This window comes from Methylobacterium sp. C33D (genome assembly GCF_053345825.1).
The window spans coordinates 20,450-44,171 of record NZ_JBKFAV010000023.1 but is presented as its reverse complement, the minus strand read 5'-3'; the positions used below and the strand labels follow the sequence as shown (position 1 = coordinate 44,171).

Sequence of the window (23,722 nt, the reverse complement as noted above, 5' to 3'; positions counted from 1 at the left end):
CAGGCTATAGGGCGGCGGCCAGGACAGGCGCCGGCACGAGCGGCCGGCCAGCGGAGCAGCGGATGAGCGACCTCGCCGAGAAGACCCGGCCCGGCCCGGCGGCCGGAGAGCCCGCGCCTCTCGGGGACGCGGCGGCGATCCTGCGCGGCGACCACCGGCCCGACCTGATCCGCGACGAGGTCCTGGCCGAGATCTTCCTCCATGCGGCCGAGACCCGCCCCGATCATCCCTGCCTCGTCGACGGGTCCCGGGTCGAGGCCGGGGGCGTGCACCCGCACCTGACCTACGCGGACGTCGCGGTCCGGGCCGGCCGGATCGCCGCCGGCCTCGCCCATCGCGGCATCGGACCGGGCGACGTGGTCGGCCTGTGGATGGCGCGCGGGCCGGACCTCCTCGTGGCGCAGATCGGCATCACGATGTCGGGGGCGGCGTGGCTGCCCTTCGACGCCGAGGCGCCGGCCGACCGTGTGGGCGTGTGCCTCACCGACGCGGGCGCGAAGGCGCTGCTCGTATCCCCGGCGCTGGCCGCCGCGGCGCCCGACGCCGCGCCCGCCCTGACGCCCGCCGACCTCGCCGCCGCGACGCCAGCCGACGCGCCGGTACCGGATCCGCGCGCGGCCGGGCTGACGCCCGAGCACCCCGCCTACCTGATCTACACTTCCGGCTCGACCGGCGTGCCCAAGGGCATCGTCATCAGCCACGCCAATATCTGTCACTTCCTGCGCTCGGGGAACGCCCTCTACGGGATGCGCGCCGACGACGTGGTCTTCCAGGGCGCCTCGGTGGCCTTCGACCTGTCGATGGAGGAGATCTGGGTCCCGTACCTCGTCGGCGCGACCCTGTTCGTGGCCAGTCCCGCCATGATGGGCGACCTGGAATCGCTCCCCGGCATCCTGGAAGCCGAGGGGATCACGGTGCTCGACACCGTCCCGACGCTGCTGGCGATGATCTCCGGCGACCTGCCGCGGGTCCGCCTCGTCCTGCTCGGCGGCGAGGCGCTGCCGGAGCCGCTGATCGCCCGCTGGGCGACGGGCGGCCGCCAGCTGTTCAACACCTACGGGCCCACGGAGGCCACTGTGGTGGCGACCGCGGCGGAGATGCGTCCCGGCGAGCCGGTGACCATCGGCGGCCCGATCCCGAACTACTCCGTCTACGTTGCCGGCGAGGACCTCTCCCTGCTCGGCCGCGACCAGCAGGGCGAGCTGCTGATCGGCGGTCCCGGCGTGGCGCGGGGCTACCTCGCCCGTCCCGAGCTGACGGCGGAGAAGTTCATTCCCAACCCCTTCCCGTCGGACGGGACCGACCCCGTCCTGTACCGCTCGGGCGACGCGGTCTCCCTCGATGCCGCGGGCCGGATCGTGTTCCACGGCCGCATCGACGACCAGGTGAAGATCCGCGGCTTTCGCGTGGAGCTGGGCGAGATCGAATCCCGGATCCGCGCGGTGCCCGACATCAACCAAGCCGCCGTCGTGCTCCGGAAGGACGACGGCGTCGACCGGCTCGTCGCCTTCCTGATCCCGGAGCGCGGCCGGTCCATCGACGCCGCCGCCCTGCGCCGGACCCTCGCCGGGCAGATGCCGCCCTACATGGTCCCCGGCCACTTCGAGGTGGCCGAGACCCTCCCGCGCCTGACCTCCGGCAAGGTCGACCGCAAGGCGCTGAAGATCGCCCCGCTCACCGTGGTCGCCGCCGACGGCGAGCAGGAGCCGCCCGCCAACGAGACCGAGTCGGCCCTGGTCGCCGCCGCCAAGCAGGTCTTCGGCAACCAGCCGATCGCCCTCGAGGGCGACTTCTTCTCCGATCTCGGCGGGCACTCGCTGCTGGCCGCCCGCTTCGTCTCGGCGGTGCGCGAGAATCCGCCGCTCGCCGGCATCACGCTGCCGGACGTCTACGCCCTGCGCACCGTACGGGCGATAGCCGACGCGCTCATCGCCCGGACGGGCGGCATGGGCGCCGGCACCGCGACCCGCGACCTGAGCTTCGAGCCGCCGCCGCTGCTGCGCCGGGCGCTGTGCGGCCTCGCGCAGCTCGTCGCGCTGCCCTTCGTGATCGCGCTGGCCACGGCGCAGTGGCTCGGCATGTTCGTGACCTACCTGCTGCTCACCGGCGGCGGGCTCAGCTTCTTCGCCGAGCTCGGGGTGCTGCTCCTCGTCTACGTGGCGATCAACGGCGTGACCGCGGTGGCGGCGGTGGCCGGCAAGTGGCTGATCCTCGGCCGGACCAGGCCGGGCCGGTACCCGCTCTGGGGCACCTACTATTACCGCTGGTGGCTCGCGCAGCGGTTGGCGCCCCTCGTCCACGTGAAGTGGCTGCAGGGTTCGCCGGCCATCGCCATCTACCTGCGGCTCATGGGCGCCAAGGTCGGCCGCGACACCCTGATCTCCGACATCGAAATCGGCGCGCCCGACCTCCTGACCATCGGCGACGGTGCGTCCCTGGGTGGCCGCCTCGTGATCGCCAACGCCGAGATCGTCGGCAACGAGCTGGTCATCGGCACGGCCGAGATCGGCGCGGACGCGGCGGTGGGCACCTCCTGCGTGATCAGCCACGACACGGTGATCGGGCCGCAGGCGGAGATCGCCGACCTGACCACGATTCCGGCGGGCTCGCGGGTCGGCGCGGCCGAGCGCTGGGACGGGTCGCCCGGCCGCAAGGTCGGCATGGCCGACCCGTCGGAGCTGCCCGCGCCCGCCGAGGCCTCGTTCGCGCGCCGCGCGGCCTTCCTGGCGGCCTACGTCGTGCTGCTCGGCGCGATCCCCGCGGTCGGCCTGCTGCCGATCTTCCCGGCCTTCTTCATCTTCGACCAGATCTCGGACTCGCTCTCCGACATCACCGACATCGACTACCACTGGTACCTGCCGATCCTCACCTGGCCCACCGCCATGCTGATGACGGCCGGCACGGTGCTGCTGATCGCCGGCATCCGCTGGGTAGTGCTGCCGCGGACCCGCTCCGGCACCTACTCGGTCCACTCGCTGTTCTACCTGCGGAAGTGGTCGCTGGCCCTCGCCGTCGAGGTCACCCTGGAGACGCTCTCGTCGCTGTTCGCGACCGTCTACATGCGCGCCTGGTACCGGCTGATGGGCGCCAATATGGGCTACGGTGCCGAGATCTCGACCAACCTCGCGGGCCGCTACGACCTCGCCGACGTCGGCGCGAAGAACTTCGTCGCCGACGAGGTTGTGTACGGCGAGGAGGAGATCCGGCGCGGCTGGATGCACCTGGAGCCGACCCGCACCGGAGCGCGGGTCTTCGTCGGCAACGACGCCGTGGTGCCGCCGGGCGCCGTCATTCCCGACGACGTGCTCATCGGCATCAAGTCGAAGCCGCCCGAGAACGCCGCGATGAGCCCCGGCGAGACGTGGTTCGGCTCGCCGCCGATCCGGCTCCCGGCCCGCCAGAAGGTCGATCTCGGCTCGACCGCCCAGACCTACGAGCCCGGCGCGTGGCCGAAGATCCGGCGCGGCATCTTCGAGGCCTTCGCGACCTCGTTCTCGCCGATGCTGTACATCACCCTCGCGATCACGGTGATCGACTGGTATTTCTACCCGGCCATCCTGGAGCAGGACTGGTCCGGGCTCGCCTACAGCTTCGTCGTGGCGAGCGTCGCGATCGCGCTGATCCAGTCGTCGGCGGTCATCGCCATGAAGTGGCTGCTGATGGGTGTCTACAAGCCCGGCATGCAGCCGATGTGGTCGTGGTGGGCGATGCGCACCGAGGCCATCGCGGTGGCCTACTGGGGGCTCGCCGGCAAGGTGCTCCTCGAACACCTCCAGGGCACGCCGTTCCTGCCCTGGGTGCTGCGGCTGTTCGGCGTGAAGGTCGGCAAGGGCGTCTGCATGCTCACCACCGACATCACCGAGTTCGACTGCGTCACCATCGGCGACTACGCCACGATCAACCGGGTCTCGGCGCTGCAGACGCACCTCTACGAGGACCGGATCATGAAGATCGGTCGCGTCGTCGTCGGGCGGGGCGTCTCGGTGGGATCGTTCTCGACCGTGCTGTACGACACGAAGGTCGGGGATTACGCCCGGCTCCGGCCGCTCACCATCGTCATGAAGGGCGAGTCGATCCCCGCCAACACCGAGTGGGAGGGGGCGCCCGCGGTCCCGGTGATCCATCGCGCCTGACGGGCGAGGCGCTCCCCGGGTCCGGACTCGCCTGCATCGGCTCGAAACGCCGGGGCTCGACCCGCGGGGGGGGGGGGCGGCAATCCGGCGCCCTGTCCGGCCCCGCCATCCCGGTCGCGCGCGTGGAGGAGACCGCACCAAGGTCAGAGCCGGGGCCCTGCTGCAACCGGTCCGGGACGCCGGCTGGATTGTGCGATGAATATGCTGGTGAACTAGTACCTTCGCCCCTTATGGTCATTATAATCTAGCTTATTGTGGCTCCGGATGAGCTATAGTGTTATCGTCACCGGGCTCGTACGACCGTGCTGCCGCACGATTCGGGGAAGGGGACGGCGCCGACGTCCGGGTGGAGGATTGACGATCATCCGTGCAGCTTGATCCCGCCACCCTGCTGGTCGTCAGCGCGGCGACGACCTTCCTGGTCGGCACGCTGTTCATGGCCTCGTGGCGGCAGGCGCCCGAATCCCGGGTGCTGGCCTTCTGGGGCGTGGCGCACCTCGTGGGCGCTGCCGGTTCGGCGGGCCTCGCATTGCGCAATCAGATCCCCGACCTGATCTCGGTCGGCCTGGCGAACGCCGTGGTGCTCGCCGCCTACGGCCTCATCTGGAGCGGCGTCCGCTCCTTCGAGCGGCGGGAGCCGCGGGTGGGCGTCGCGATGGCGGGCGCTCTCGGCTGGTGCGTCCTCTGCCTCATCCCGACCTTCTACGCGTCGATCGAGGCCCGCATCATCTACGCCTCCGCGGCGGCGGCGCTCTACTGCTGCGCGGCGACGGCGGAGATCTGGCGCGGCCGCGCCGAGCGGCTCGCCTCCCGGATCGCCGCCGCCACCATCCTGGGGCTGCACGGCACCTTCTACATCGTGCGGATCCCCGCGACGCTGGTGGCGCCGCTGCAGCCGGGTCCGAGCCCGCTCACGTCGCCCTGGGTGGCGATCCTGTGCTTCGTCACCCTGATGTTCTCGATCGCCTCGGCCTTCACCTTCATGGCGCTGGTCAAGGAGCGGGCGGAACGCGAGCAGCGCATCGCCGCCTCCACGGACGCGCTCACGGGCGTGCGCAACCGCCGGGCCTTCGCGCAGGCCGCCGAGGCCGCGATCGCGCGGCACGGCGACGCCGCCCTGCTGCTGTTCGATCTCGACCGGTTCAAGGCCGTTAACGACCGCTTCGGCCACGGGGTCGGCGACGCGGTCCTCGTCGGCTTCTGCGCCGTGGCGACGACGCTGCTGCCCCGCGAGGCCTTGCTGGGCCGCCTGGGTGGGGAGGAGTTTGCCTGCCTGCTGCCGGCCGTGTCGCCCGCCGAGGCCCTGGCCCGGGCCGAGGAACTGCGCCGGACCTTCGCGCAGCTCGAGGTTCCCGAACTGCCGGCCCTGCGCGTCAGCGTCAGCATCGGGATCGCGCAGGCCCGCGCCGGGATCGCGTTCGACGAGCTGATGCGGCGGGCCGACGCCGCCCTCTACGCCGCCAAGGATGGCGGGCGCGACCGGGTCGCCGTGGCCGGGCAGGCCGCGATCCGCGCCGCCTGAGGCCTGCGGGCCGTTCAGGCGAGGGCGCGGGCGGCCTCCGAGACCTTGCGAACCGAGGCGTCGACCACGCCCGCCGAGGCCGCGATCTCCGCCATGGCGGCGTGGACGGCGGCGACGCTCTGCGCGGCGGACTGCATGTTCTCGGTCATGTCCCGGGTCACCGCGGCTTGCTCGGTCACGGCCGACGACACGCTCAGCGAGATCGCGCTGAGCTGCTCGATCGTGGCACCGATCCCGTCGATCGCCGCGACGGCCCGGGACGTCTCGGCCTGCACGGCGGCGATCTGGGTGCCGATCTCGCCGGTCGCCTTGGCGGTCTGCTCGGCCAGGGCCTTCACCTCGGCGGCGACGACCGCGAAGCCCTTGCCGGCGACCCCGGCCCGGGCCGCCTCGATGGTGGCGTTCAGCGCCAGGAGGTTCGTCTGGTCGGCGATCGAGCGGATCAGGTTCACCGCCGCGCCGATCCGGTCTGCGGCGCCGGTCAGGCCCACGACGATCGCCCCGGCCTCCCCGGCGCGGGTGACGACGAGGTCCACGGACGACTTCGCCTGCAGGGCGTGGCGGCTCAGTTCCTCGATCGAGGCGGCGAACTCCTCGGAGCCGGCGGCGACCGCCTCGACGTTCTGCGCGGTCTGACTCGACGTCTCGGCGGTCTCGTCGGCCTGCCGGACGACCCGGCTCATCGAGTCGCGGATCGCCGTGATGTCGGCATCGATGGCGCGCTGGCCGTCGGCCCGGCGCTGCCGGTCCTCGACCTGACGGGTGACGTCCGTGGCGAACTTGACGACGGCGCAGGGTTTGCCGTCGGCGTCGAGGATCGGGTTGTAGGCACCGAAGATCCAGACGGTGCGGCCGTCCTTCCCGATCCGCCGGAACTCGCCGGCCTGATACTCGCCGTTGCCGAGGGCGGTCCAGAACGCCGTGTAGCCGGCGCTCGCCGCCTCGGCCGGCGGCAGGAACATCCGGTGATGCCGCCCCCGGATCTCGTCCAGGGTGTAGCCCATGGTGGCCAGGAAATTGGCGTTGGCGTCGGTGATCGTCCCGTCGAGGGCGAAGGTGATCACCGCCTGCGACCGGTCGAGGGCCGCGATCTGGCCGGCGTGGCGGGCGTTGCGCGCGCGCTCCTCGGTGATGTCGGTGGCGAGCTTGACGACCTTGGTCGGCCGGCCGCGCCGGTCGAGGATCGGGTTGTACGAGCCCTGGATCCAGACGATCTGGCCGGACTTCGTGACGCGGCGGAAGGCGCGGGCCTCGTGCTGGCCGGCCCGCAGCCGGTCCCAGAAGGCGGCGTAGTCCCGGCCCGCGCGATCGTCCTCCGGAACGAAAACCCGGTGGTGCTGGCCGCGCACCTCGTCGCGCGTGTAGCCCAGGAGGTCGAGGAACAGCGGGTTCGCGTCCGTGACGGTGCCGTCGAGGTCGAACTCCACGCGCGCCATCGTCCGGTCGATCGCCGCGAGCAGAGCGTCGTCGCGTGAACCAAACATCGCCATCGGAGCCCGTGCCCGCCTGATCTGTAGAGTCGCGACGAGCATGAGGAGACGCGCTTAAAAATCTGTCAATGGCACGCTCATTTCAGGGTGTGGGCTAGCGCGCGACCCTGGAAATCTGTGTAGCCCGCGTCGATCGTTGAGAGATGTACTTCCCGGTGAGACAAACCCTATCGGCGTATAAACCGCGCTCGGTCGATCGCGGTGTATTGTCTCTCTATATCGCGTGACTTGGATTCCGCGGCCGGTCATGCCTGGGCGCTGCCGCTCCGGTTGCCCGGCGCGTGGCCCGCGCTAGGAGGAGGGCCGGGAGCCGGCGGCACGACGCGCGTGATGCCGATTCGCCGCACGGCACTGACGGGAGACCCGAGATGGACGAGGCCACGCGGATCGACCGCCTGGAGATGCGCCTGACCGAGCAGGACGCGACGATCGAGGACCTGAACCGGACCGTGACCGAGCAGTGGCGGGTCATCGACCGACTCGTCCGGCAGCTCGACGCGCTGCGGGAGCAGGTCGAGGAGGCGGCCGCCCGGGCGGCCCCGCGGGGGCCGGAGCCGCCGCCGCCGCACTACTGAGGGGCGGGGCCGGCGCGCGGTGGCGCGCCGGCCGGGGCGTCAGAAGTTCGCCTGCGTGACGAACTTGGTGACCAGGTAGGCGTCGAGGGCCTCGGGGCCGCCCTCGCTGCCGTAGCCCGAATCCTTGACGCCGCCGAACGGCGTCTCCGGCAGGGCGAGGCCGTGGTGGTTGATCGAGATCATGCCGCTCTCGACCGCGCTCGAAACGCGCGCCGCCCGCTCGGCGGAGCGGGTGTAGGCGTAGGCCGCGAGCCCGTAGGGCAGGCGGTTGGCCTCGGTGAGCGCCTCGTCGTCGTCGGAGAACCGGTTGATCAGCGCCAGGGGGCCGAAGGGCTCCTCGTTCATGATCCGGGCGGTCAGCGGTACCTCGGTGAAGACCGTCGGCTCGAAGAAGTTGCCCCGGTTGCCGATGCGCTTGCCACCGGCGCGGAGCGTCGCGCCGCTCGCCTCGGCGTCCGCCGCCAGCGCCGTGACGGCGTCGAGGCGCCGGCCGTGAACCAGCGGCCCCATCTTGGTGTCGGGATCGAGCCCGTCGCCGACCTTCACCGACTTGGCGAAGGTGGTGAAGCCCTCGACGAAGCGGTCGAAGACCGAATCGTGCACGAGGAACCGGGTCGGCGAGACGCAGACCTGGCCGGCATTGCGGAATTTCGAGGGGGCCAGGACGGCCACCGCCTTCTCCACGTCGGCGTCGCCGAACACGATCGCGGGGGCGTGGCCGCCGAGTTCCATCGTGGCGCGTTTCATGTGCTCGCCCGCGAGCGCCGCGAGCTTCTTGCCGACCACGGTCGAGCCCGTGAACGAGATCTTCCGGATCACCGGATGCGGGATCAGGTAGGCCGAGATGGTCTCGGGATCGCCGTAGACAAGCGAGAGCGCGTCGCCCGGGATGCCGGCATCCAGGAAGGCGCGAACCAGGGCGGCGCAGCTCGCCGGCGTGTCCTCGGGGCCCTTCAGGATCACCGTGCAGCCGGTGCAGAGCGCAGCCGAGATCTTGCGCACCGCCTGGTTGATCGGGAAGTTCCAGGGCGTGAAGCAGGCCACGGGGCCGACCGCCTCGCGGACCACCGCCTGCAGCACGCCGTCGGCGCGGCCCGGGATGACGCGGCCGTAGGCGCGCTTACCCTCCTCGGCGAACCAGTCGATGATGTCGGCCGCCGCGAGGGTCTCGACCCGCGACTCGGCCAGCGGCTTGCCCTGTTCCAGGGTCATGATGCGGGCGATCTCGTCGACCCGGGTGCGCAGCAGGTCGGCCGCCTTGCGCATCACCTTGGCGCGCTCGAAGGGGGCGACTTTGCGCCAGGCCGGGAAGGCGCGGGCGGCCGCAGCCAGGGCCTCGTCGAGATCCGCCGTGGTGGCGACCGCGCACTGGCCGATCGTCTCGCCCGTGGCGGGGTTCAGGACCCCCAGGGTGTCCCGGTCGCCACCCGCGCGCCAGCGCCCGGCGATGTGAAGCTCGGTATCCGGATACATCGGTCGATTCCCGCTCGGCCGCACCATCGGCCGCAGGCGGAATGTGGCGATGTGGCGCGCCCCGGCAATCCCCGCGGCGGCATGGCTGGCGCCGACTGTATTCAGGCCGCGGCGCGGGCCGGCTCCGGCGCCTCGACGATGGTCGCGGTCCCGTGGCGGGCACGCAGGGTCGCGCCCTTCGGGACCACCCGCCAGCCCTCGCGGCAGCCGTCGATGGGCTCCGAGACGACGACGATGCCGCCCGGCCCCTCGCGGTAATACAGGCTCGGCGGCCGGCCGTCGCAGGCCCAGCGATAGGCGGTCAGCGTCTCGCCGTCCGTGAGCAGCGCGGTGAAGCGCAGCGGCTCGCAGACATTCGCCGCCTCCATCAAATCGCGGACGGTCTTCAGCGTCCGCGCCATCGCGCCGACGGGGTCCGCCTCGAGGCCGTTGGCGAGCGCCAGGAGGAAGATCGCCTCCGAGTCGGTGCTGCCGCGGCGATGGTCGTAGTAGGAATCCGGGATCAGCGCCTCGAGGCGACGCTTGATCCGGTGGTAACCGCCGATCTGGCCGTTGTGCATGAAGAGGTGGCGGCCGAACACGAAGGGGTGGCAGTTGGCCCGGGCGGTGGCCGTCCCGGTTGAGGCGCGCACGTGCGCGAAGAACGTCCGCGCCCGCACCTGACCGCAGAGGTTCACGAGGTTCTCGTCCGACCACGCCGGGGAGATGTCGCGGTAGACACCCGGCTCGGGCCGCTCGGCGTACCACCCGATGCCGAAACCGTCGCCGTTGGTCTCGGTCTTCCCCTCGTCGGCGTGCAGCGACTGGTGCACCAGCGAGTGGGTCGGCGCGCAGACGAGGTCGGAGAGGAAGACCGGCTCACCGCTGTAGGCGAGGAAACGGCACATGTCGGACGATGATCCTTCAGCTCTGGGCCGCGTTCGATCCGGCGAAACGCTCCGAGCGGGTGGAGACGTTCCGCCGCAGGACGTTAACAGTCGGTCCACGCCGGTGAACAGTTTCTTAACCGCCCGGAAACTGCGCCATTTTCGTGCGTTCCGCATGAAAATGGTGCCGCCTGTCCGCAGGGCAGGCATTCGCCGCCGGAGCGACGCGACTCTTGTGAGCCGCCTCATGAAGGGTCAGCATGGCCGAATCGGGGAATCAGAAGCTCGCCCTCCAGGCGACCGCCCGACGCGGGGCACGGCACCGTCAGCAGGAGACTTTTATGGATCGCGCAACGCCCGATAGTTCCGCCCCCGTGGCGCTCGTCGTGGAGGACGATGCGGCTGTGCGCGATCTCGCGACGGCGGTGCTGGAGGAGACCGACCTCGGCGTGATCGCCTGCGAGAGCGCGGAGGCGGCCCTCTCGGTGCTGGAGCGCGCTGACGTGACGGTGGCGCTGCTGTTCGCCGACGTGCGCCTTCCGGGCGCCATGGACGGCGTGTCGCTGGCGCAGGCGGTGAAGCGGCGCTGGCCGGACGTGCGCGTGGTCGTCACCTCGGGCGCGAGCCGGGACGCGCGGCTCCCCGATCAGGCGGTCTACATGCAGAAGCCCTGGCGGGCCCTCGACGTGCTGGTCCAGGCCGAGCGCGCGACGATAGCCGCCAAGGCGGCCTGAGCTGGCGGCCTGAGCTGGCGGCCTGAGCGCGCGGCGCTCGACGCTCTTCACGTCATCGCGAGCGCCGAGTCCTGGCCCGGCGCTACAGCCGCGACCCGCCGCCTCTCCCGTGCGGGAGAGGGTTGGGGTGACGGACCCGTTTTTTCCGGGGAGGTCGCATCCCTCACTCTGTCTCCTCCCGACGGATCTCGGGCCTGCCCGAGATCCGTCCTGAGAAGTCCGAGTCGGGCAAGCCCGACCTGGGTGGAAAGGGGACCCGCGCCACGTGCGGCTCGCGTGACTGGACGCCTCATCCGGCCGCGACCCAAAGAAAAAGCCCGGCCTGCGCGTGCAGGCCGGGCTTTCTCAAGACTGAGGTGGTGTCGCTCAGGCGGCGGGAGCCGGGCTGACCGGGGTCTGGCCGGCGGCGTTGCCGCCCTGGCCCTGCGCGGCGGACGGCGACGGGAAGCCGGGACGACGGCCGCCGGCGGGGAAGCGGGGCTTCGGCTTCGGCGCGGCGATCAGGCCCTCGCGGATCGCGGTCTTGCGGGCCTGCTTGCGGGCGCGGCGGACGGCCTCGGCCTTCTCGCGAGCCTTGCGCACGGACGGCTTCTCATAAGCCTTGCGCTGCTTCATCTCGCGGAAGATGCCCTCGCGCTGCATCTTCTTCTTGAGGACGCGGAGCGCTTGATCGACGTTGTTGTCGCGAACGAGTACCTGCAACGGACTTGATCCTCTGGACCTGAAGTTCTGGGTTCACGCGGCCCGCCGCCGATCTGGAAACCGGCAACGTCCCTCGCCCGGTTTGAACCCGGGAGGGACGGGAACGTCGGTTTCCGAATCGGCGTGGAGCTCACGCCTTGACGGGGCTATTACACCAAGCGCGCACCAGTTCCAACCTGTCCACGCGATCCATCCGCGCCTGCGCCGTGCTAGGTTGCGCGGATGAGACACGACGACTCGCAGCAATTCGCCAGCGACAACTATTCCGGCATCTGCCCGGAGGCCTGGGCGGCGATGGAAGCGGCCAATCGCGGCCACGCCCCCGCCTACGGCGAGGATGCCTGGACGGCCCGGGCGGCCGACGCGTTCCGGGACCTGTTCGAGACCCCGTGCGAGGTCTTCTTCGCCTTCAACGGCACGGCGGCCAACGCGCTGGCCCTGGCCGCGCTGTGCCAGTCCTACCACAGCGTGATCTGCGCCGACTCGGCCCATGTCGAGACCGACGAGTGCGGCGCGCCGGAATTCTTCTCCAACGGCTCGAAGCTGCTGACCGTCCGGACGGAGGGCGGCAAGCTCACGCCGGAGGCGATCCGCGGGCTCGCGCAGAACCGCAGCGACATCCACTTCCCGCGGCCGCGGGTGGTGACGATCACGCAGCCCACCGAGACCGGGCAGGTCTACAGCCTCGCCGAACTGCGGGCCCTGTCGGCAACCTGCCGCGAGCTGGGCCTCGCCCTGCACATGGACGGGTCGCGCTTCGCCAATGCCTGCGCGAGCCTCGGGTGCAGCCCCGCCGACATGACGTGGCGCTCGGGCATCGACGTCCTGTGCTTCGGCGGCACCAAGAACGGCATGCATGCCGGCGAGGCGGTGGTGTTCTTCGACGCCAAGCTCGCGGAGGATTTCGGCTACCGCTGCAAGCAGGCCGGCCAGCTCGCCTCGAAGATGCGCTTCCTCGCCGCCCCCTGGGTCGGCATGCTGGAGAGCGGCGCGTGGCTGCGGAACGCGGCCCACGGCAATGCCTGCGCCCGGCGCTTCGCCGAGGCCGTCGCCGGGCTGCCGGGGGTGCGGGCGCTGTTTCCGGTCGAGGCGAACGCGGTCTTCCTGACGATGCCGGCGGCCACGATGGATGGCCTGCGCGCCCGGGGCTGGCGATTCTACACCTTCATCGGCGGCGGGGCGCGCTTCATGTTCGCCTGGGATGCCCGGTCCGAGCGGGTCGACGAGCTGGTCGGCGACCTGCGCGCGCTGGCGGCCGCCGCGGCCTGATCCGGTGGACACAAGGGTGTACAGCCGCCCACCGAAGGTGTTTCGCGCGCGCTGATGTTGGCATCTGCTGGGTCGGATCAAAATGTTGGCGCGACAGGCGCCCGGTCGTCTTGCGAGCGCAGCGAAGCAATCCAGTGTCGCGCGACGCCATCCGATGTCGTGCAGCCCTGGGTTACTTCGCTGCGCTCGCGATGACGGAGGGCCCGAAGCCCGGGCCGGGAGGATGGGACGGCGCGATCCTTCGGCTCGCCCCCTACAACAGAGCGAGATCCGCCGGGTCCGCGCTGGGGAAGATCCGCCGCAGGCTCGCTTGGTCGAGCCCGTAGAGCCGCCGGAACAGGCCACCCAGCAGCCCGCGGTAGTCGCTGAGCACCGGATAGTCCCGGTTCTGGAACAGGTGCGCCTCGTCGGCCCGCACCTGCGGCCCCGCGATCCGGCCGCCGCGCACCCCGCCGCCGAGGATCCAGTAGACGCTGCCGTGGCCGTGGTCGGTGCCGCGGCTGCCGTTCTCCCTGAGAGTCCGCCCGAACTCCGACAGCGCGACCACCACCGTGTCGGACCAGCCGGGGCCGATCTCCTCGATGAAGCCCGCGAGGCCGCGCCCCAGCTCGCCGAGCCGGTCGGCGAGGTAGCCGGTGCCGGCACCCTGATTCACGTGCGTGTCCCAGCCGCCGACATCGACGAAGCCGAGGTTGAAATTCTCGCGCATCAGGCGGCCGATCCGCCGGGCCGAGAGTTCGAAGCCCTTGGGCGAGACCGCACCGCGGTCGGCCTGGCCGGCATGGTCGGAGATCGTCTGGTAGACCGCGTCGCGCACCCGGAATCCCTCGGTCACGGCGGCGGCCAGCTTGGTGTCGCTGTACATGGCGGCGATGAGGCGGGCCTGCCGGTCGTCGATGCCGGGCTTCCCGACGCCGTTGATAGCGATGTTGGGGACCGTCTCGCCGCCCCGGAAGATCAGCGGCATCTGGTCGGTGAAGGCGATCGGACGGACCCGGGTCAGCTCCGCGGCGAGCCGGGCCATGAAGCCGGAATTGTAGTCGCGGGCCGCGCCGACCGTCTGGCCCATCTCGATCGTGTCCTGCGTCTCGAAATGGCTCCGGGTCAGGTCGTCGGTGCCGGCGAACGGCACGAAGGCGGCCTGGCCCTTGGCGTAGAGCGGCAGGAGCGTGTCGCGCAGCGCCGGGTGCAGGCTCCAGTCGGCGTCGAGCGCCAGCGCCGCCTTCGGGTCCGACGCGTCGGGCTTGGCGATCGCGAGACTCGGCCGCGACCGGTAATAGAAGTCGCTGCCGGTCGGGATGACCACGTTGGCGGCGTCGTAGGCGCCGCGCAGGAATACCACGAGGAGGCGCGCGTCGGCCTTCGGGGCGGCCCAGACGCGGCCGGCCACCGTGGACAGGCCGAGCGCCGCCGAGGCGCGGAGCAGATCGCGACGGTTCATCGCATGAACTCCGGCGAGGCGAGGTAGAGCGTGTTCCAGTCCTGCGGCGAGACCGCCTGGGCGAGGGCCGCCCGCGTCGCCGCCGACAGGGTGCCGGACAAAGCCGCGAAGTAGAGCCCGTTCGCGAGGACCGGGAAGGCCGGCTCCTCGGCCTGATCGGGCAGCGCCGGCTTGAACAGGCCGGCCGAGCCGGACCCGATCTGCCGGGCGATCTCGAACCGCGTCGCGAGCTGCCCGGGCCCGCTCCAGGCGGCGGCGTCGAGGGGGTAGCCGTCCGGCGTCGAGCGGTTGAACAGGCCCTCGCCGAGGCGGTTCAGCCAGCCCAGGACCGGGCCGGCGTTGCGGATCACGCGCGCGTCGTAGGCCATGCGCAGGGCCGAGAAGACGTAGCGGACCGGGTCCTTGAAGGCGCCGCCGCGCTCGGCCGTGAGGGCCGGCTCGCGCACCAGCCCCTCCATCACCGCGGCGATGTCGCCGTCGGTCCGCGTGAACACGGCGGCGAGCCGGGCGACGAGGGCGTCGTCGGGCGGCTGGCCGACGAAGTAGGTGGCCAGTGCCCGGGAGACGCTGGTGGCGGTGGCGGGATTGCGGGCGATCAGGTCGACCGCCTCCTCGACCTCGGGCCAGCCGCTTCCCCGGATGCGCGTTCCGAGGAAGACCTTGTCGCCGTAATCGTGCCGGTTCGGGTTGAACTCGAACAGGCCGTCGCGGCGGAAGTCGGCGGCGTGCTCGGGGCGGAGCTTCGGGGTCTCGGGCTTCATGTCGATGCCGACCCCGCTCAGGATCCGCGCCAGCGCCTCGACGTCGCCCTGCGTGTAGCCGGAGCCGACGCCCATCGTGTGCAGCTCCATGATCTCCCGGGCGTAGTTCTCGTTCGGGCGACCGGCGGCGTTGGCGTCGTTGTCGAGGTACCGCAGCATCGCCGGGTGGCGCAGGCTCGCCATAAGCAGGTCGCGGAAGTGCCCGAGCACGTGCGGGCGGATCGCCGTGTCGAGGTAGTCGCCCACGGCGGCGCGCAGGGTCGACTTGCCCTGGTGGACGTTCAGACGATTGAACCAGAACCACGTCAGCCGCTCGCGCAGCTGGTCGGGGCTGTAGAGCGCCCGCAGCACCCAGGCGGAGGCGGCGTTCCGCGCGGCCGCGTTGAGCGCCCCCTGGAACGCCTGCTGCGCGGCCTTCCGGGCCTCGGGGTCCGGAATGTCCTTGGCGGCCCTGGCCTGCGCGTCCAGCGCCTGGGCCCGCTCGAACAGGCTGCCCGGCGGGGTCAGCGCGTCGACCTGCGCCTGGGCCGCGGGGGGCAGCCGCGTTTCGGCCGGCGGGTGGAGCTGCGCGCGCAGCCAGCGCGCCCGCCCCTCCGCGTTGAGCCGCGCGTAGGACGAGGGCGTGGCGCCCCACGTCAGGGCATCGAGGAAGGCGGCATCGGCCGCGGCGGCGCGCGACGGCGCCTCCTCCGCGTGGGGGGCGTGGCCGGCCGCGGCGAGCAGCAGGACGGTGACCAAGCAGCAGCGTGTTGCGGCGCGCGACATCGGGGCCTCGCGAAGCGGAAATCGACCGGGGAAGCGTGGTGCCGCGCCCCTGTACGGTGCCTGAAAGGCGGCCCCATTCTGCCGCCGTCTTTGCCAATATCGGGGCTTGCGGCTACACGATCCCGAGACCGCGCGCCCGAGGCCGCGCCCACACGTTCCGCCGATCCAGAGCGTTCGCTCCATGCTGATGCAGACCAAGACCGAGGCGAGGCCGGCCGATCCGGTGTCGCGGCGGCGCACCTTCGCGATCATCTCCCACCCGGACGCGGGCAAGACCACGCTCACCGAGAAGCTGCTGCTGTTCGGGGGCGCGATCCAGCTCGCCGGCGAGGTCAAGGCCAAGCGCAACCGGGTGTCGACCCGTTCCGACTGGATGGGCATCGAGAAGGAGCGCGGCATCTCGGTCGTCACCTCGGTGATGACCTTCGAGTACGGCGACTGCGTCTTCAACCTCCTCGACACGCCCGGCCACGAGGACTTCTCGGAGGACACCTACCGGACGCTGACCGCGGTCGATTCGGCCGTCATGGTGATCGACGCCGCGAAGGGCATCGAGGCGCGCACGCGCAAGCTGTTCGAGGTCTGCCGCCTGCGCGACATCCCGATCGTGACCTTCATCAACAAGCTCGACCGCGAGGCCCGCGACCCGTTCGAGCTTCTGGACGAGATCGAGAAGACGCTGGCCCTCGACGTCGCCCCGGTCACGTGGCCGATCGGCACTGGCCGCAATTTCTCCGGCACGTACGAACTCGGCGGCAACCGCGTGCGCCGGCTCGACGCCGCCGAGGATGCCGGCATGGTGGCGGTGTCCGGCCCGGACGACCCGCTGTTCGACGAGCTGCTCACCGAGAACGGTGCGGCCGACGCGTGGCGCGAGGAGGTCGAGCTCGCCGAGGGCGGGCTGAAGCCGTTCGACCTCGACGCGTTCCGCGAGGGCCACCTGACGCCGGTGTTCTTCGGCTCGGCGCTGCGGAATTTCGGCGTGCGCGACCTGATCGACGGTCTCGCCAAGGTGGCACCGCCGCCCCGGGGCCAGGACGCCGACAAGCGCCTCGTGGAGCCGACCGAGCCGCGCATGACCGGCTTCGTGTTCAAGATCCAGGCGAACATGGACCCGAACCACCGGGACCGGATCGCGTTCATGCGGGTGTGCTCGGGCAAGCTCAACCGGGGGATGAAGGCCCGCCTCGTGCGCACCGGCAAGCCGATCTCGCTCTCGGCGCCGCAGTTCTTCTTCGCCCAGGACCGCGCCATCGCCGACGAGGCCTATGCCGGCGACGTGGTCGGCATCCCGAATCACGGGACGCTGCGGATCGGCGACACCCTCACCGAGGGCGAGGACATCGTGTTCCGCGGCGTGCCGAGCTTCGCGCCCGAGATCCTGCGCCGGATCAAGCTCACCGACGCCATGAAGGCCAAGAAGCTGCGCGAGGCGCTCCAGCAGATGGGAGAGGAGGGCGTCGTCCAGGTGTTCGTGCCGCAGGACGGCAGCCAGGCGATCGTCGGCGTGGTCGGCGCGCTCCAGCTCGACGTGCTGAAGGAGCGGCTCCAGGCCGAGTACGGCCTGCCGGTGGATTACGAGACCTCGCGCTTCGCGGTCTGCCGCTGGGTGTCGTCCGATTCGGAGGCCGAGCTCGACAAGTTCATCGACTCGCACGGATCGGCCATGGCCAGGGACCTTGACGGGGCCCCGGTCTTCATGGCGACGACGGCGTTCTCGCTCCGCTACGAGGAGGAGCGCTACCCGGCCGTGCGCTTCACCGACGTGAAGGATTACCAGAAGCGGGCGGGGTGACGCGTCGGCGTCAGAATTTCCCGAGCATCGGGAATTCGACGCTCAGGGTCGATTCGGACGCGATCGGCGCCTCGCGCTTGCGCGGCTTGCGGTTGAGCACCTGCTTCAGCTTGGTCTTCAGCACCGCCATGTCGAACGGCTTGAGGATGAAGGCGTCCGCGCCCGCCTGGTGGGCGAGGTTGATGTCCTCGAAGTCGAAGGACGACTCGGTGAGCATGAAGGGCGTGTTCATCAGCGCGTCGTCGGCCCGGATCTCGCGCAGCAGGCTGATCCCGTCCATCGGTTCCATGTCGAGATCGGAGATCACCAGGGCGTAGCGGCGCTGCCGCATCCGCTCGAGGGCCTCGGGCGCGTTGGTGACGCCCTCGACGTCCGGGAAGCCGATGCGGGTCATCAGCATCACGATCAGCCGCAGGAGCTTCTCCTGATCGTCGACGATGAGAATCGGGGGCGTATCGCTCTCGGACATCGGCGGCTCAGATGAAGAGGTGATCGATGCCCTGACGGGACATCGCGTCGGATTGGAGCGACAGGCACAGCCCGTGGATCGCCGACGCCTTCGGCGTCCCGCGCTGGAGCATCGGGAGCAGGTTGGCCTTGGCGAACAGGGTCTCGTTCCCGGCGGTGCGCTGCGCGCTCTTGAACGAGTGGACGAACTCGCGCTTGGCGATCTCGCGCCACTCGCTGATCTGGACGTCGCGGTGGCGGCTGTCGGCACTCACCCGATCGAAGGTCTCGTGCACCGACGTCCGCTCGCCCTCGATGACCTGACAGGCGAAGTTGCCCTCGATGACCAGGAAGCTCGTGATCACCGCGAACTCGTTCTTCTTCTGAGCGATGCGACCGATCTCGCTGATCTGCTCGGATCTCTTCGCCGCGTCCGACGACAGATTGAGACGCGAGAAGTAGATGATGTGGACGAGGCTTGTCCGTTTCGCCCGCATGATCCCGAGATCCGAAATCCGTACCCGTTCAGCGCTTCCGGACAGGACTCACCGCGCGTGGCCCCCGCCCGGCGGCATCTTCGCGCGTGTCGAATAACACCGCGTAAACGCGGCCGACCGGACTTCCCGCCCGGATCCGGCCTCCTGCGAGCCCCACCCGGCAGGATCTGCCGGGTGGGTGGCCGTGACCGGCGAACCCTGCCGGGTCGATGACGGACCGGTCTCGATTCATCAAGGGCTTAGCCGTGGCACGGCGGTTGCGGCCCGTCGGTCCTGCGGGCCAGTGCGGCGCGCATCGGGATCGTTCGCCATGGATCTTTTCTCCGCGCTGCAGACCTCGGTCTCCGGACTCCAGTCGCAGTCCTACGCGATCAGCAACATCTCCGGGAACATCGCGAACTCGCAGACGACCGGCTACAAGCGTATCGACACCAGCTTCGTCGACCTGATGTCCGAGAAGACGCCCGACCGAGAGGTCGCGGGTTCGGTGTTGGCCAAGTCGCAGCTCACCAACACGCTGGCCGGCAACATCGTCTCGTCGAGCGTGCCCACCAACATGGCCATCAACGGCCAGGGCTTCTTCACCGTCGTGCAGAAGACCGGGGACGCGAACGGCGCCACGACCTTCGGCGGCACGGACCTGTACACGCGCCGGGGCGATTTTGCCCAGGACAAGGACGGCTACCTCGTCAACGGCGCGGGCGGATACCTGACCGGATCCAACCTCGATCCCATCACCGGACAGACGACCAGCATCGGTCCGATCAAGATCGGCAACTCGACGCTGCCGGCGCAGGCCACCACGACGATCACGTACGCCGCCAATCTGCCCTCGACGCCGAGCACCTCGGCCTCGGCGACGTCGGGCTCCGATCTCTACAATCAGAACTCCGCGGCCGTCGTGACCTCCGGATCGGGGAAGACCGGCGTCAAGGTCGACTCGACCCAGACCGGCGCCGTCTCGACCTTCATGAGCAACAGCATCGCCGGCCCGTCGCTGCCGGTCTACACGTCGACCGGCGCGCCGCTCACGCTGACGACCCGCTGGGCCAAGGTCCAGGACGCGACGACGACGCCGGCTCAGCCGGCCGTGTGGAACCTGTACTACTCCACCAATCCGAGCGCGCTCAGCACGTCCGACTGGAACAACGTGGGCACGGCCTTCACCTTCGACTCGACCGGCAAGCTCACCTCGCCCTCGACGAACCCGATCGCGCTCGGGCCCGTCACCATGGGCGACTACACGTTCCCCAGCCTCACCATGAATCTCGGCGCGTCCGGCCTGACGCAGTACGCCGACACGACCGGGGCGGCGACCACCAACGCGCTGACGCAGAACGGCAACAGCTCCGGCACGCTGACGAGCGTGGCCGTCGGTCCGGACGGCAAGGTCAACGGCACCTTCTCCAACGGCTCGGTGGTGGCTCTCGCCTCGGTCGGTGTGGTCCAGTTCGCTAATGCGGACGGGCTGAAGGCCGATACGAACGGGAACTATCTTCAGACCGTCGATTCGGGGCCGCCGCTCTCGGGCCTCAACGGCAGCACGATCTCGGGGGCCAGCAACGAGCAATCCAACACCGACATTGCGAGCGAATTCTCTAAGATGATCGTAACCCAGCAGGCTTACTCTGCGAACACGCGCGTCATGTCGACGGCCCAGACGATGATGTCTGATCTGCTCAACGTGATCCGCTGAATGAGGGTGCGGATCGAGCCGCGGAGGCCGTGACATGTCGCTGAATGCGATCTCCACCTCGACCGCAGGCCTCGCCGCCACGCAGGCGGCGATCAACATCGTCTCGCAGAACGTCGCCAATGCCGGGACGGCGGGTTACGTCAAGCGCACGCTCTCGACGGTCGCCAACGGCCCGAACAATTCCGGTGTCGCCACCGGGCAGATCACCCGCAGCTTCGACGCGGCGGCGCTGAACCAGCTGCGGCTGGAAACCTCGGGCGCCGCCTACACGAGCACCAAGTCCGGAATCGCCACCCAGCTCGACGCGCTGTACGGTGTGCCCGGCAGCTCCACGTCCCTCGACGGGACGCTGAACACCTTCACCGAGTCGCTTCAGGAACTCGCCGCCAACCCGACCTCGGCGGCCGCCCGCACGACCGTGCTGGGCAATGCCTCGGCCGTCGCGAGCCTCATCAACAGCGCCGCCGGCACGGTTCAGAACCTGCGCACCGGCCTGGAGTCGCAGCTCGGCACCGACACGAGCGCGGCGAGCACCATCCTGTCCAACATCGCGACGCTCAACGGCAAGATCCAGAACACCACCGACAGCACCTCGCTGACCGATCTCCAGGACCAGCGCGACCAGGCGATCAACAGCCTGTCGAGCTACATGGACGTGCAGACGGTCGCGCAGCGCGACGGGACTGTCTCCGTCATGACCCAGTCGGGCGTGACGCTGGTCGATCGCGGGAACGCCGCGACCCTGACCTTCGACGGTCGCGGCGTGCTCAGCCCCACCGCGAGCTACGCGACCGATCCCGCGCAGCGGACGGTCGGAACCATCACGGCGACGCTGCCGGGCGGCGGCAAGATCGACCTCGGTGCGCCCGGCGTGCTGCGCTCCGGCAGTCTGGCCGCCGAGATCGAGATGCGCGACCAGACCCTGCCGCAGGCGCAGCGCCAGCTCGACGACCTGGCGGCCGGGCTCTCGACCGCGCTCACGAACACCGCGACCACCGGAACGTACAGCGGGACCGACACGCAGATCAGCGTGTCGACCATGCAGCCCGGCAACACGATCACGTTCCCGGTCACCGACAACACCGGGGCCGTGCGCAACGTGACGCTGGTGGCCTCCGCGACATCCAGCGGCACGATCGTGCCGGCCTCGCAGACCACGGATGCCAGCGGTCTCACCCTGACCTTCAACGCCAGCGGCGGGCCCGGCAGCTACGCGTCGGCGATCCAGTCCGCATTTGCGACATTCAACGCCTCTGGCAGCGCCTACAAATTGCCGACCCTGTCGGCGACGCCGGTCTCCTCGACCGCCACCAGCGCGACGCTGACGCTGGGGGCGGCCGGCAAGGTCGCCGGCGCGGCCAGCGCCAGCGTCTCGGCCGTCTCAGCGACGGACCTGAACACCGGCAACCCGTCGCTCGCGATGTTCGTCGATGGCACGGGCAACAAGCTGTACACCGGCTCGTTCGACGGCAGCTCGCAGCTCACCGGCTTCGCCCAGCGCATCACGGTCAACGGCGCCCTGGCGGGCAACACGGCCGCGCTGACGGCGACGAGCGCCACGGACACGAGCGCTTCCGGCGCCCGCGCCCAGAAGCTGTTCTCGGCGCTCACCGCGAGCCAGCAGACCTTCTCGTCGTCGAGCGGCATCGGCGGCGTCTCGGCGCCCTACCGCGCCACCGTGATCGGATTCGCGCAGGACATCGTCTCCACGCAGGGCGCCAACGCGTCGAACGCGTCGGCCCTCGACGCCACCCAGCAGACGGCGCTCTCCACCGCGCAGAGCCGGTTCTCCGCCGGGGCGGGCGTCAATATCGACCAGGAGATGTCGAACCTGATCGCCCTGCAGACCGCGTACGGCGCCAACGCCCGGGTGCTCACCGCGGCCCGCGACATGCTCACCCAGCTGCTGCAGATCTGATCATGACGACGATCACGCCCTTCGCGGCCGGCTCCTACCTGACGACCCGCAACGCCTCGCAGCTCCAGGCGCTGAAGGGTCAGCTCAACGACCTGACCAACCAGCTCTCCAGCGGTCAGGTCTCGCAGACCTACGGCGGCCTCGGTTCCGGACGGTCGACGGCGCTGTCCGCCCAGGCCACCCTGAGCGCGCTCACCGGCTACGCCGCCGGCATCACGGCCGCGCAGACCCGGACCGACCTCGCGGTCACGAGCCTGACGCAGGTGTCGACCCTCGCGACCTCCACCGGGACGATGCTCCAGAACGGCCTGCAGAGCGTGGCGGCGAACTCGGTCTCCGGGCGGTCGACGGCGCTCGCCAACCTGCAGACGGCGCTCGACACGCTCAACGAATCGGCGGCGGGCAACTACCTGTTCGGCGGCAGCAACACGACGACCCAGCCGGTGGTCGATTCGAGCAAGATCCTCAACGGCACGACCGACGCGAGCGGCAACAAGCTCGACGGGCTCTCGACCCTGATCTCGCAGCGGGTCACCGCCGAGCTTGGCACGGGGGGCAACGGCCGCCTGACGCAGACGCCGGCCAGTCCGACCACGGCCGTGCAGATCACCGAGGAGGCGAACAACGCGACGCGCGGGAAGTTCGGCTTCACCCTGGCGGGCGCGCCCACGACGACCGGCACGGCGATCGGCGCGACCTACACGGCGGGCACGGCCACGAGCCCGGGCAGCTTCACCCTCAGCATGACGACGCAGCCGAGCGCGGGCGACACCGTGTCGTTCGCGCTGAAGATGGCGGACGGGACCTCGACGACGATCACCCTCACGGCCGCGACGAGCGCGGACCCGAAATCGATCACCAGCTTCGCCATCGGCTCGACGCCCGCCCAGACGATGGCGAACCTGTCGACGACGCTGAACAACGCGCTCACCGGTGCGGCCAACAGCACGCTGGCGGTGAACGCCACCGCGGCGACTGCGTCGGACTTCTTCACGGGCTCGGCGAAGGGTGGTCCGTCGGGGACCGGCGTGATGCCGCAGCGCATCGCGTATGACGGGAACAACAACCCGATCGGCTACACGCCGGCAACGGCCCAGAACACGGTGCTGTGGTACCAGGGCGAGAACACCTACGATCCCGCGACAGGGAAGCCGACCTCGGCGATCGACACGCAGTCCGTCCAGGTGAGCGCGACCGGGAGCGTCGGAACCGGTGCCCGCGCCAACGATCCCACGGTCCAGAACGTGCTCGCTGGACTGGCGACGATGGCCTTCGGCCTCCCCACTACGAACGACGCCAACACCTACAACACCTACCAGACTGTGGCGACGAAGGCCGGCAGCCTGCTCGCCTCGGCCAATCAGACCCCCAGCGTCCAGGACACGATCACCCAGCTGACCGTCGCGTCGACCCGGCTGTCGAACGCCAGCACGACCAACAAGGCCACCCAGAACACGGTCCAGAATGCCCTCGACGGGATCGAGCAGATCTCCCCCGAGGAGGTCATCACCAAGCTGCTCGACGTGCAGAACCGGCTCCAGGCCAGCTATCAGGTCACCGCGACGCTCTCGAAGCTCTCGCTCGTCAACTACATCGGCTGAGCCGAAGGCGGTGACCCGTCACGGCGCGCCTGACGTT

17 protein-coding genes are annotated in these 23,722 nt (G+C 70.3%); 9 read left to right on the top strand and 8 right to left on the bottom strand.

The features are described 5' to 3' along the window. The first annotated feature begins 62 nt into the window (after positions 1-62). Both ACLBXO_RS18965 and ACLBXO_RS18960 read left to right on the top strand, forming a co-directional pair. Entirely contained in the window at positions 63-4,133 is a 4,071-nt protein-coding gene (locus ACLBXO_RS18965) for a Pls/PosA family non-ribosomal peptide synthetase (RefSeq protein ID WP_447686311.1), read from the top strand. A gap of 367 nt (positions 4,134-4,500) precedes the next feature. After that, entirely contained in the window at positions 4,501-5,655 is a 1,155-nt protein-coding gene (locus ACLBXO_RS18960; protein ID WP_447686310.1) for a diguanylate cyclase domain-containing protein, read from the top strand. Between the two features lie 14 nt (positions 5,656-5,669). Here ACLBXO_RS18960 and ACLBXO_RS18955 read toward each other — a convergent pair whose 3' ends face one another. Next, positions 5,670-7,145 carry a methyl-accepting chemotaxis protein gene (locus tag ACLBXO_RS18955; protein WP_447686309.1) on the bottom strand — a complete coding sequence of 492 codons (1,476 nt, stop codon included), beginning with the start codon at positions 7,143-7,145 and terminating at the stop codon, positions 5,670-5,672. 368 nt (positions 7,146-7,513) lie between these two features. Between ACLBXO_RS18955 and ACLBXO_RS18950 the strand changes: the two genes are divergently transcribed. Further along, positions 7,514-7,720 carry a SlyX family protein gene (locus ACLBXO_RS18950; protein WP_020092944.1) on the top strand — a complete coding sequence of 69 codons (207 nt, stop codon included), beginning with the start codon at positions 7,514-7,516 and terminating at the stop codon, positions 7,718-7,720. A 39-nt stretch (positions 7,721-7,759) separates the two neighbouring features. On the opposite strand, the gene ACLBXO_RS18945 is transcribed toward ACLBXO_RS18950, so the two are convergent. Both ACLBXO_RS18945 and ACLBXO_RS18940 read right to left on the bottom strand, forming a co-directional pair. Continuing rightward, the gene (locus ACLBXO_RS18945) at positions 7,760-9,193 is read right to left on the bottom strand and encodes an NAD-dependent succinate-semialdehyde dehydrogenase (RefSeq protein WP_447686308.1); all 1,434 of its coding nucleotides are present in this window, start codon (positions 9,191-9,193) and stop codon (positions 7,760-7,762) included. A gap of 101 nt (positions 9,194-9,294) precedes the next feature. After that, positions 9,295-10,080, bottom strand: coding sequence for a class II glutamine amidotransferase (locus ACLBXO_RS18940; RefSeq protein ID WP_447686307.1), 786 nt, complete (start codon positions 10,078-10,080; stop codon positions 9,295-9,297). 320 nt (positions 10,081-10,400) lie between these two features. Here ACLBXO_RS18940 and ACLBXO_RS18935 point away from each other — a divergent pair, with 320 nt between their 5' ends. Continuing rightward, on the top strand, positions 10,401-10,793 hold the full coding sequence (locus tag ACLBXO_RS18935) for a response regulator (RefSeq protein ID WP_331313008.1): 393 nt from the start codon (positions 10,401-10,403) through the stop codon (positions 10,791-10,793). Between the two features lie 366 nt (positions 10,794-11,159). Here ACLBXO_RS18935 and rpsU read toward each other — a convergent pair whose 3' ends face one another. Then, entirely contained in the window at positions 11,160-11,495 is a 336-nt protein-coding gene (gene rpsU, locus ACLBXO_RS18930) for a 30S ribosomal protein S21 (RefSeq protein ID WP_012322424.1), read from the bottom strand. 222 nt (positions 11,496-11,717) lie between these two features. Between rpsU and ACLBXO_RS18925 the strand changes: the two genes are divergently transcribed. Beyond that, positions 11,718-12,764 carry a threonine aldolase family protein gene (locus tag ACLBXO_RS18925; RefSeq protein WP_331313009.1) on the top strand — a complete coding sequence of 349 codons (1,047 nt, stop codon included), beginning with the start codon at positions 11,718-11,720 and terminating at the stop codon, positions 12,762-12,764. 253 nt (positions 12,765-13,017) lie between these two features. On the opposite strand, the gene ACLBXO_RS18920 is transcribed toward ACLBXO_RS18925, so the two are convergent. After that, positions 13,018-14,205: a DUF1501 domain-containing protein gene (locus tag ACLBXO_RS18920; RefSeq protein ID WP_447686306.1), complete on the bottom strand. Its 1,188-nt coding sequence runs from the start codon at positions 14,203-14,205 to the stop codon at positions 13,018-13,020. Continuing rightward, complete coding sequence (locus ACLBXO_RS18915) at positions 14,202-15,731, bottom strand: DUF1800 domain-containing protein (RefSeq protein ID WP_447686305.1); 1,530 nt, start codon at positions 15,729-15,731, stop codon at positions 14,202-14,204. The genes ACLBXO_RS18920 and ACLBXO_RS18915 overlap by 4 nt, the downstream gene beginning before the upstream one ends. 181 nt (positions 15,732-15,912) lie before the next feature. Between ACLBXO_RS18915 and ACLBXO_RS18910 the strand changes: the two genes are divergently transcribed. Beyond that, positions 15,913-17,526 (top strand): peptide chain release factor 3, encoded by a 1,614-nt coding sequence (locus tag ACLBXO_RS18910; protein WP_331313012.1) that lies wholly within the window; start codon positions 15,913-15,915, stop codon positions 17,524-17,526. 10 nt (positions 17,527-17,536) lie between these two features. On the opposite strand, the gene ACLBXO_RS18905 is transcribed toward ACLBXO_RS18910, so the two are convergent. Beyond that, positions 17,537-17,995 (bottom strand): response regulator, encoded by a 459-nt coding sequence (locus ACLBXO_RS18905; protein ID WP_331313013.1) that lies wholly within the window; start codon positions 17,993-17,995, stop codon positions 17,537-17,539. A 7-nt stretch (positions 17,996-18,002) separates the two neighbouring features. Next, positions 18,003-18,470, bottom strand: coding sequence for a BLUF domain-containing protein (locus ACLBXO_RS18900; protein ID WP_331313014.1), 468 nt, complete (start codon positions 18,468-18,470; stop codon positions 18,003-18,005). 310 nt (positions 18,471-18,780) lie between these two features. On the opposite strand from ACLBXO_RS18900, the gene ACLBXO_RS18895 reads away from it, so the two are divergent. From ACLBXO_RS18895 to ACLBXO_RS18885, 3 genes are read left to right on the top strand one after another with little or no spacing between them, the layout of a single operon-like run. After that, positions 18,781-20,166 carry a flagellar hook protein FlgE gene (locus tag ACLBXO_RS18895; RefSeq protein ID WP_447686357.1) on the top strand — a complete coding sequence of 462 codons (1,386 nt, stop codon included), beginning with the start codon at positions 18,781-18,783 and terminating at the stop codon, positions 20,164-20,166. Between the two features lie 34 nt (positions 20,167-20,200). Next, positions 20,201-22,084 carry a flagellar hook-associated protein FlgK gene (gene flgK / locus ACLBXO_RS18890; RefSeq protein WP_447686304.1) on the top strand — a complete coding sequence of 628 codons (1,884 nt, stop codon included), beginning with the start codon at positions 20,201-20,203 and terminating at the stop codon, positions 22,082-22,084. 2 nt (positions 22,085-22,086) lie between these two features. Continuing rightward, a complete protein-coding gene (locus ACLBXO_RS18885; RefSeq protein ID WP_331313017.1) occupies positions 22,087-23,685 on the top strand; it encodes a flagellin in 1,599 nt (532 codons plus the stop codon). Positions 23,686-23,722 lie beyond the last annotated feature (37 nt).

Bases quoted from the DNA above. Each gene is read 5' to 3' on its own strand.
- ACLBXO_RS18965 (WP_447686311.1), top strand. From the start codon at position 63: ATGAGCGACCTCGCCGAGAAGACCCGGCCCGGCCCGGCGGCCGGAGAG.
- ACLBXO_RS18955 (WP_447686309.1), bottom strand. From the start codon at position 7,145: ATGGCGATGTTTGGTTCACGCGACGACGCTCTGCTCGCGGCGATCGAC.
- ACLBXO_RS18950 (WP_020092944.1), top strand. From the start codon at position 7,514: ATGGACGAGGCCACGCGGATCGACCGCCTGGAGATGCGCCTGACCGAG.
- ACLBXO_RS18945 (WP_447686308.1), bottom strand. From the start codon at position 9,193: ATGTATCCGGATACCGAGCTTCACATCGCCGGGCGCTGGCGCGCGGGT.
- ACLBXO_RS18940 (WP_447686307.1), bottom strand. From the start codon at position 10,080: ATGTGCCGTTTCCTCGCCTACAGCGGTGAGCCGGTCTTCCTCTCCGAC.
- ACLBXO_RS18935 (WP_331313008.1), top strand. From the start codon at position 10,401: ATGGATCGCGCAACGCCCGATAGTTCCGCCCCCGTGGCGCTCGTCGTG.
- ACLBXO_RS18925 (WP_331313009.1), top strand. From the start codon at position 11,718: ATGAGACACGACGACTCGCAGCAATTCGCCAGCGACAACTATTCCGGC.
- ACLBXO_RS18920 (WP_447686306.1), bottom strand. From the start codon at position 14,205: ATGAACCGTCGCGATCTGCTCCGCGCCTCGGCGGCGCTCGGCCTGTCC.
- ACLBXO_RS18915 (WP_447686305.1), bottom strand. From the start codon at position 15,731: ATGTCGCGCGCCGCAACACGCTGCTGCTTGGTCACCGTCCTGCTGCTC.
- ACLBXO_RS18910 (WP_331313012.1), top strand. From the start codon at position 15,913: ATGCTGATGCAGACCAAGACCGAGGCGAGGCCGGCCGATCCGGTGTCG.
- ACLBXO_RS18905 (WP_331313013.1), bottom strand. From the start codon at position 17,995: ATGTCCGAGAGCGATACGCCCCCGATTCTCATCGTCGACGATCAGGAG.
- ACLBXO_RS18900 (WP_331313014.1), bottom strand. From the start codon at position 18,470: ATGCGGGCGAAACGGACAAGCCTCGTCCACATCATCTACTTCTCGCGT.
- ACLBXO_RS18895 (WP_447686357.1), top strand. From the start codon at position 18,781: ATGGATCTTTTCTCCGCGCTGCAGACCTCGGTCTCCGGACTCCAGTCG.
- flgK (WP_447686304.1), top strand. From the start codon at position 20,201: ATGTCGCTGAATGCGATCTCCACCTCGACCGCAGGCCTCGCCGCCACG.
- ACLBXO_RS18885 (WP_331313017.1), top strand. From the start codon at position 22,087: ATGACGACGATCACGCCCTTCGCGGCCGGCTCCTACCTGACGACCCGC.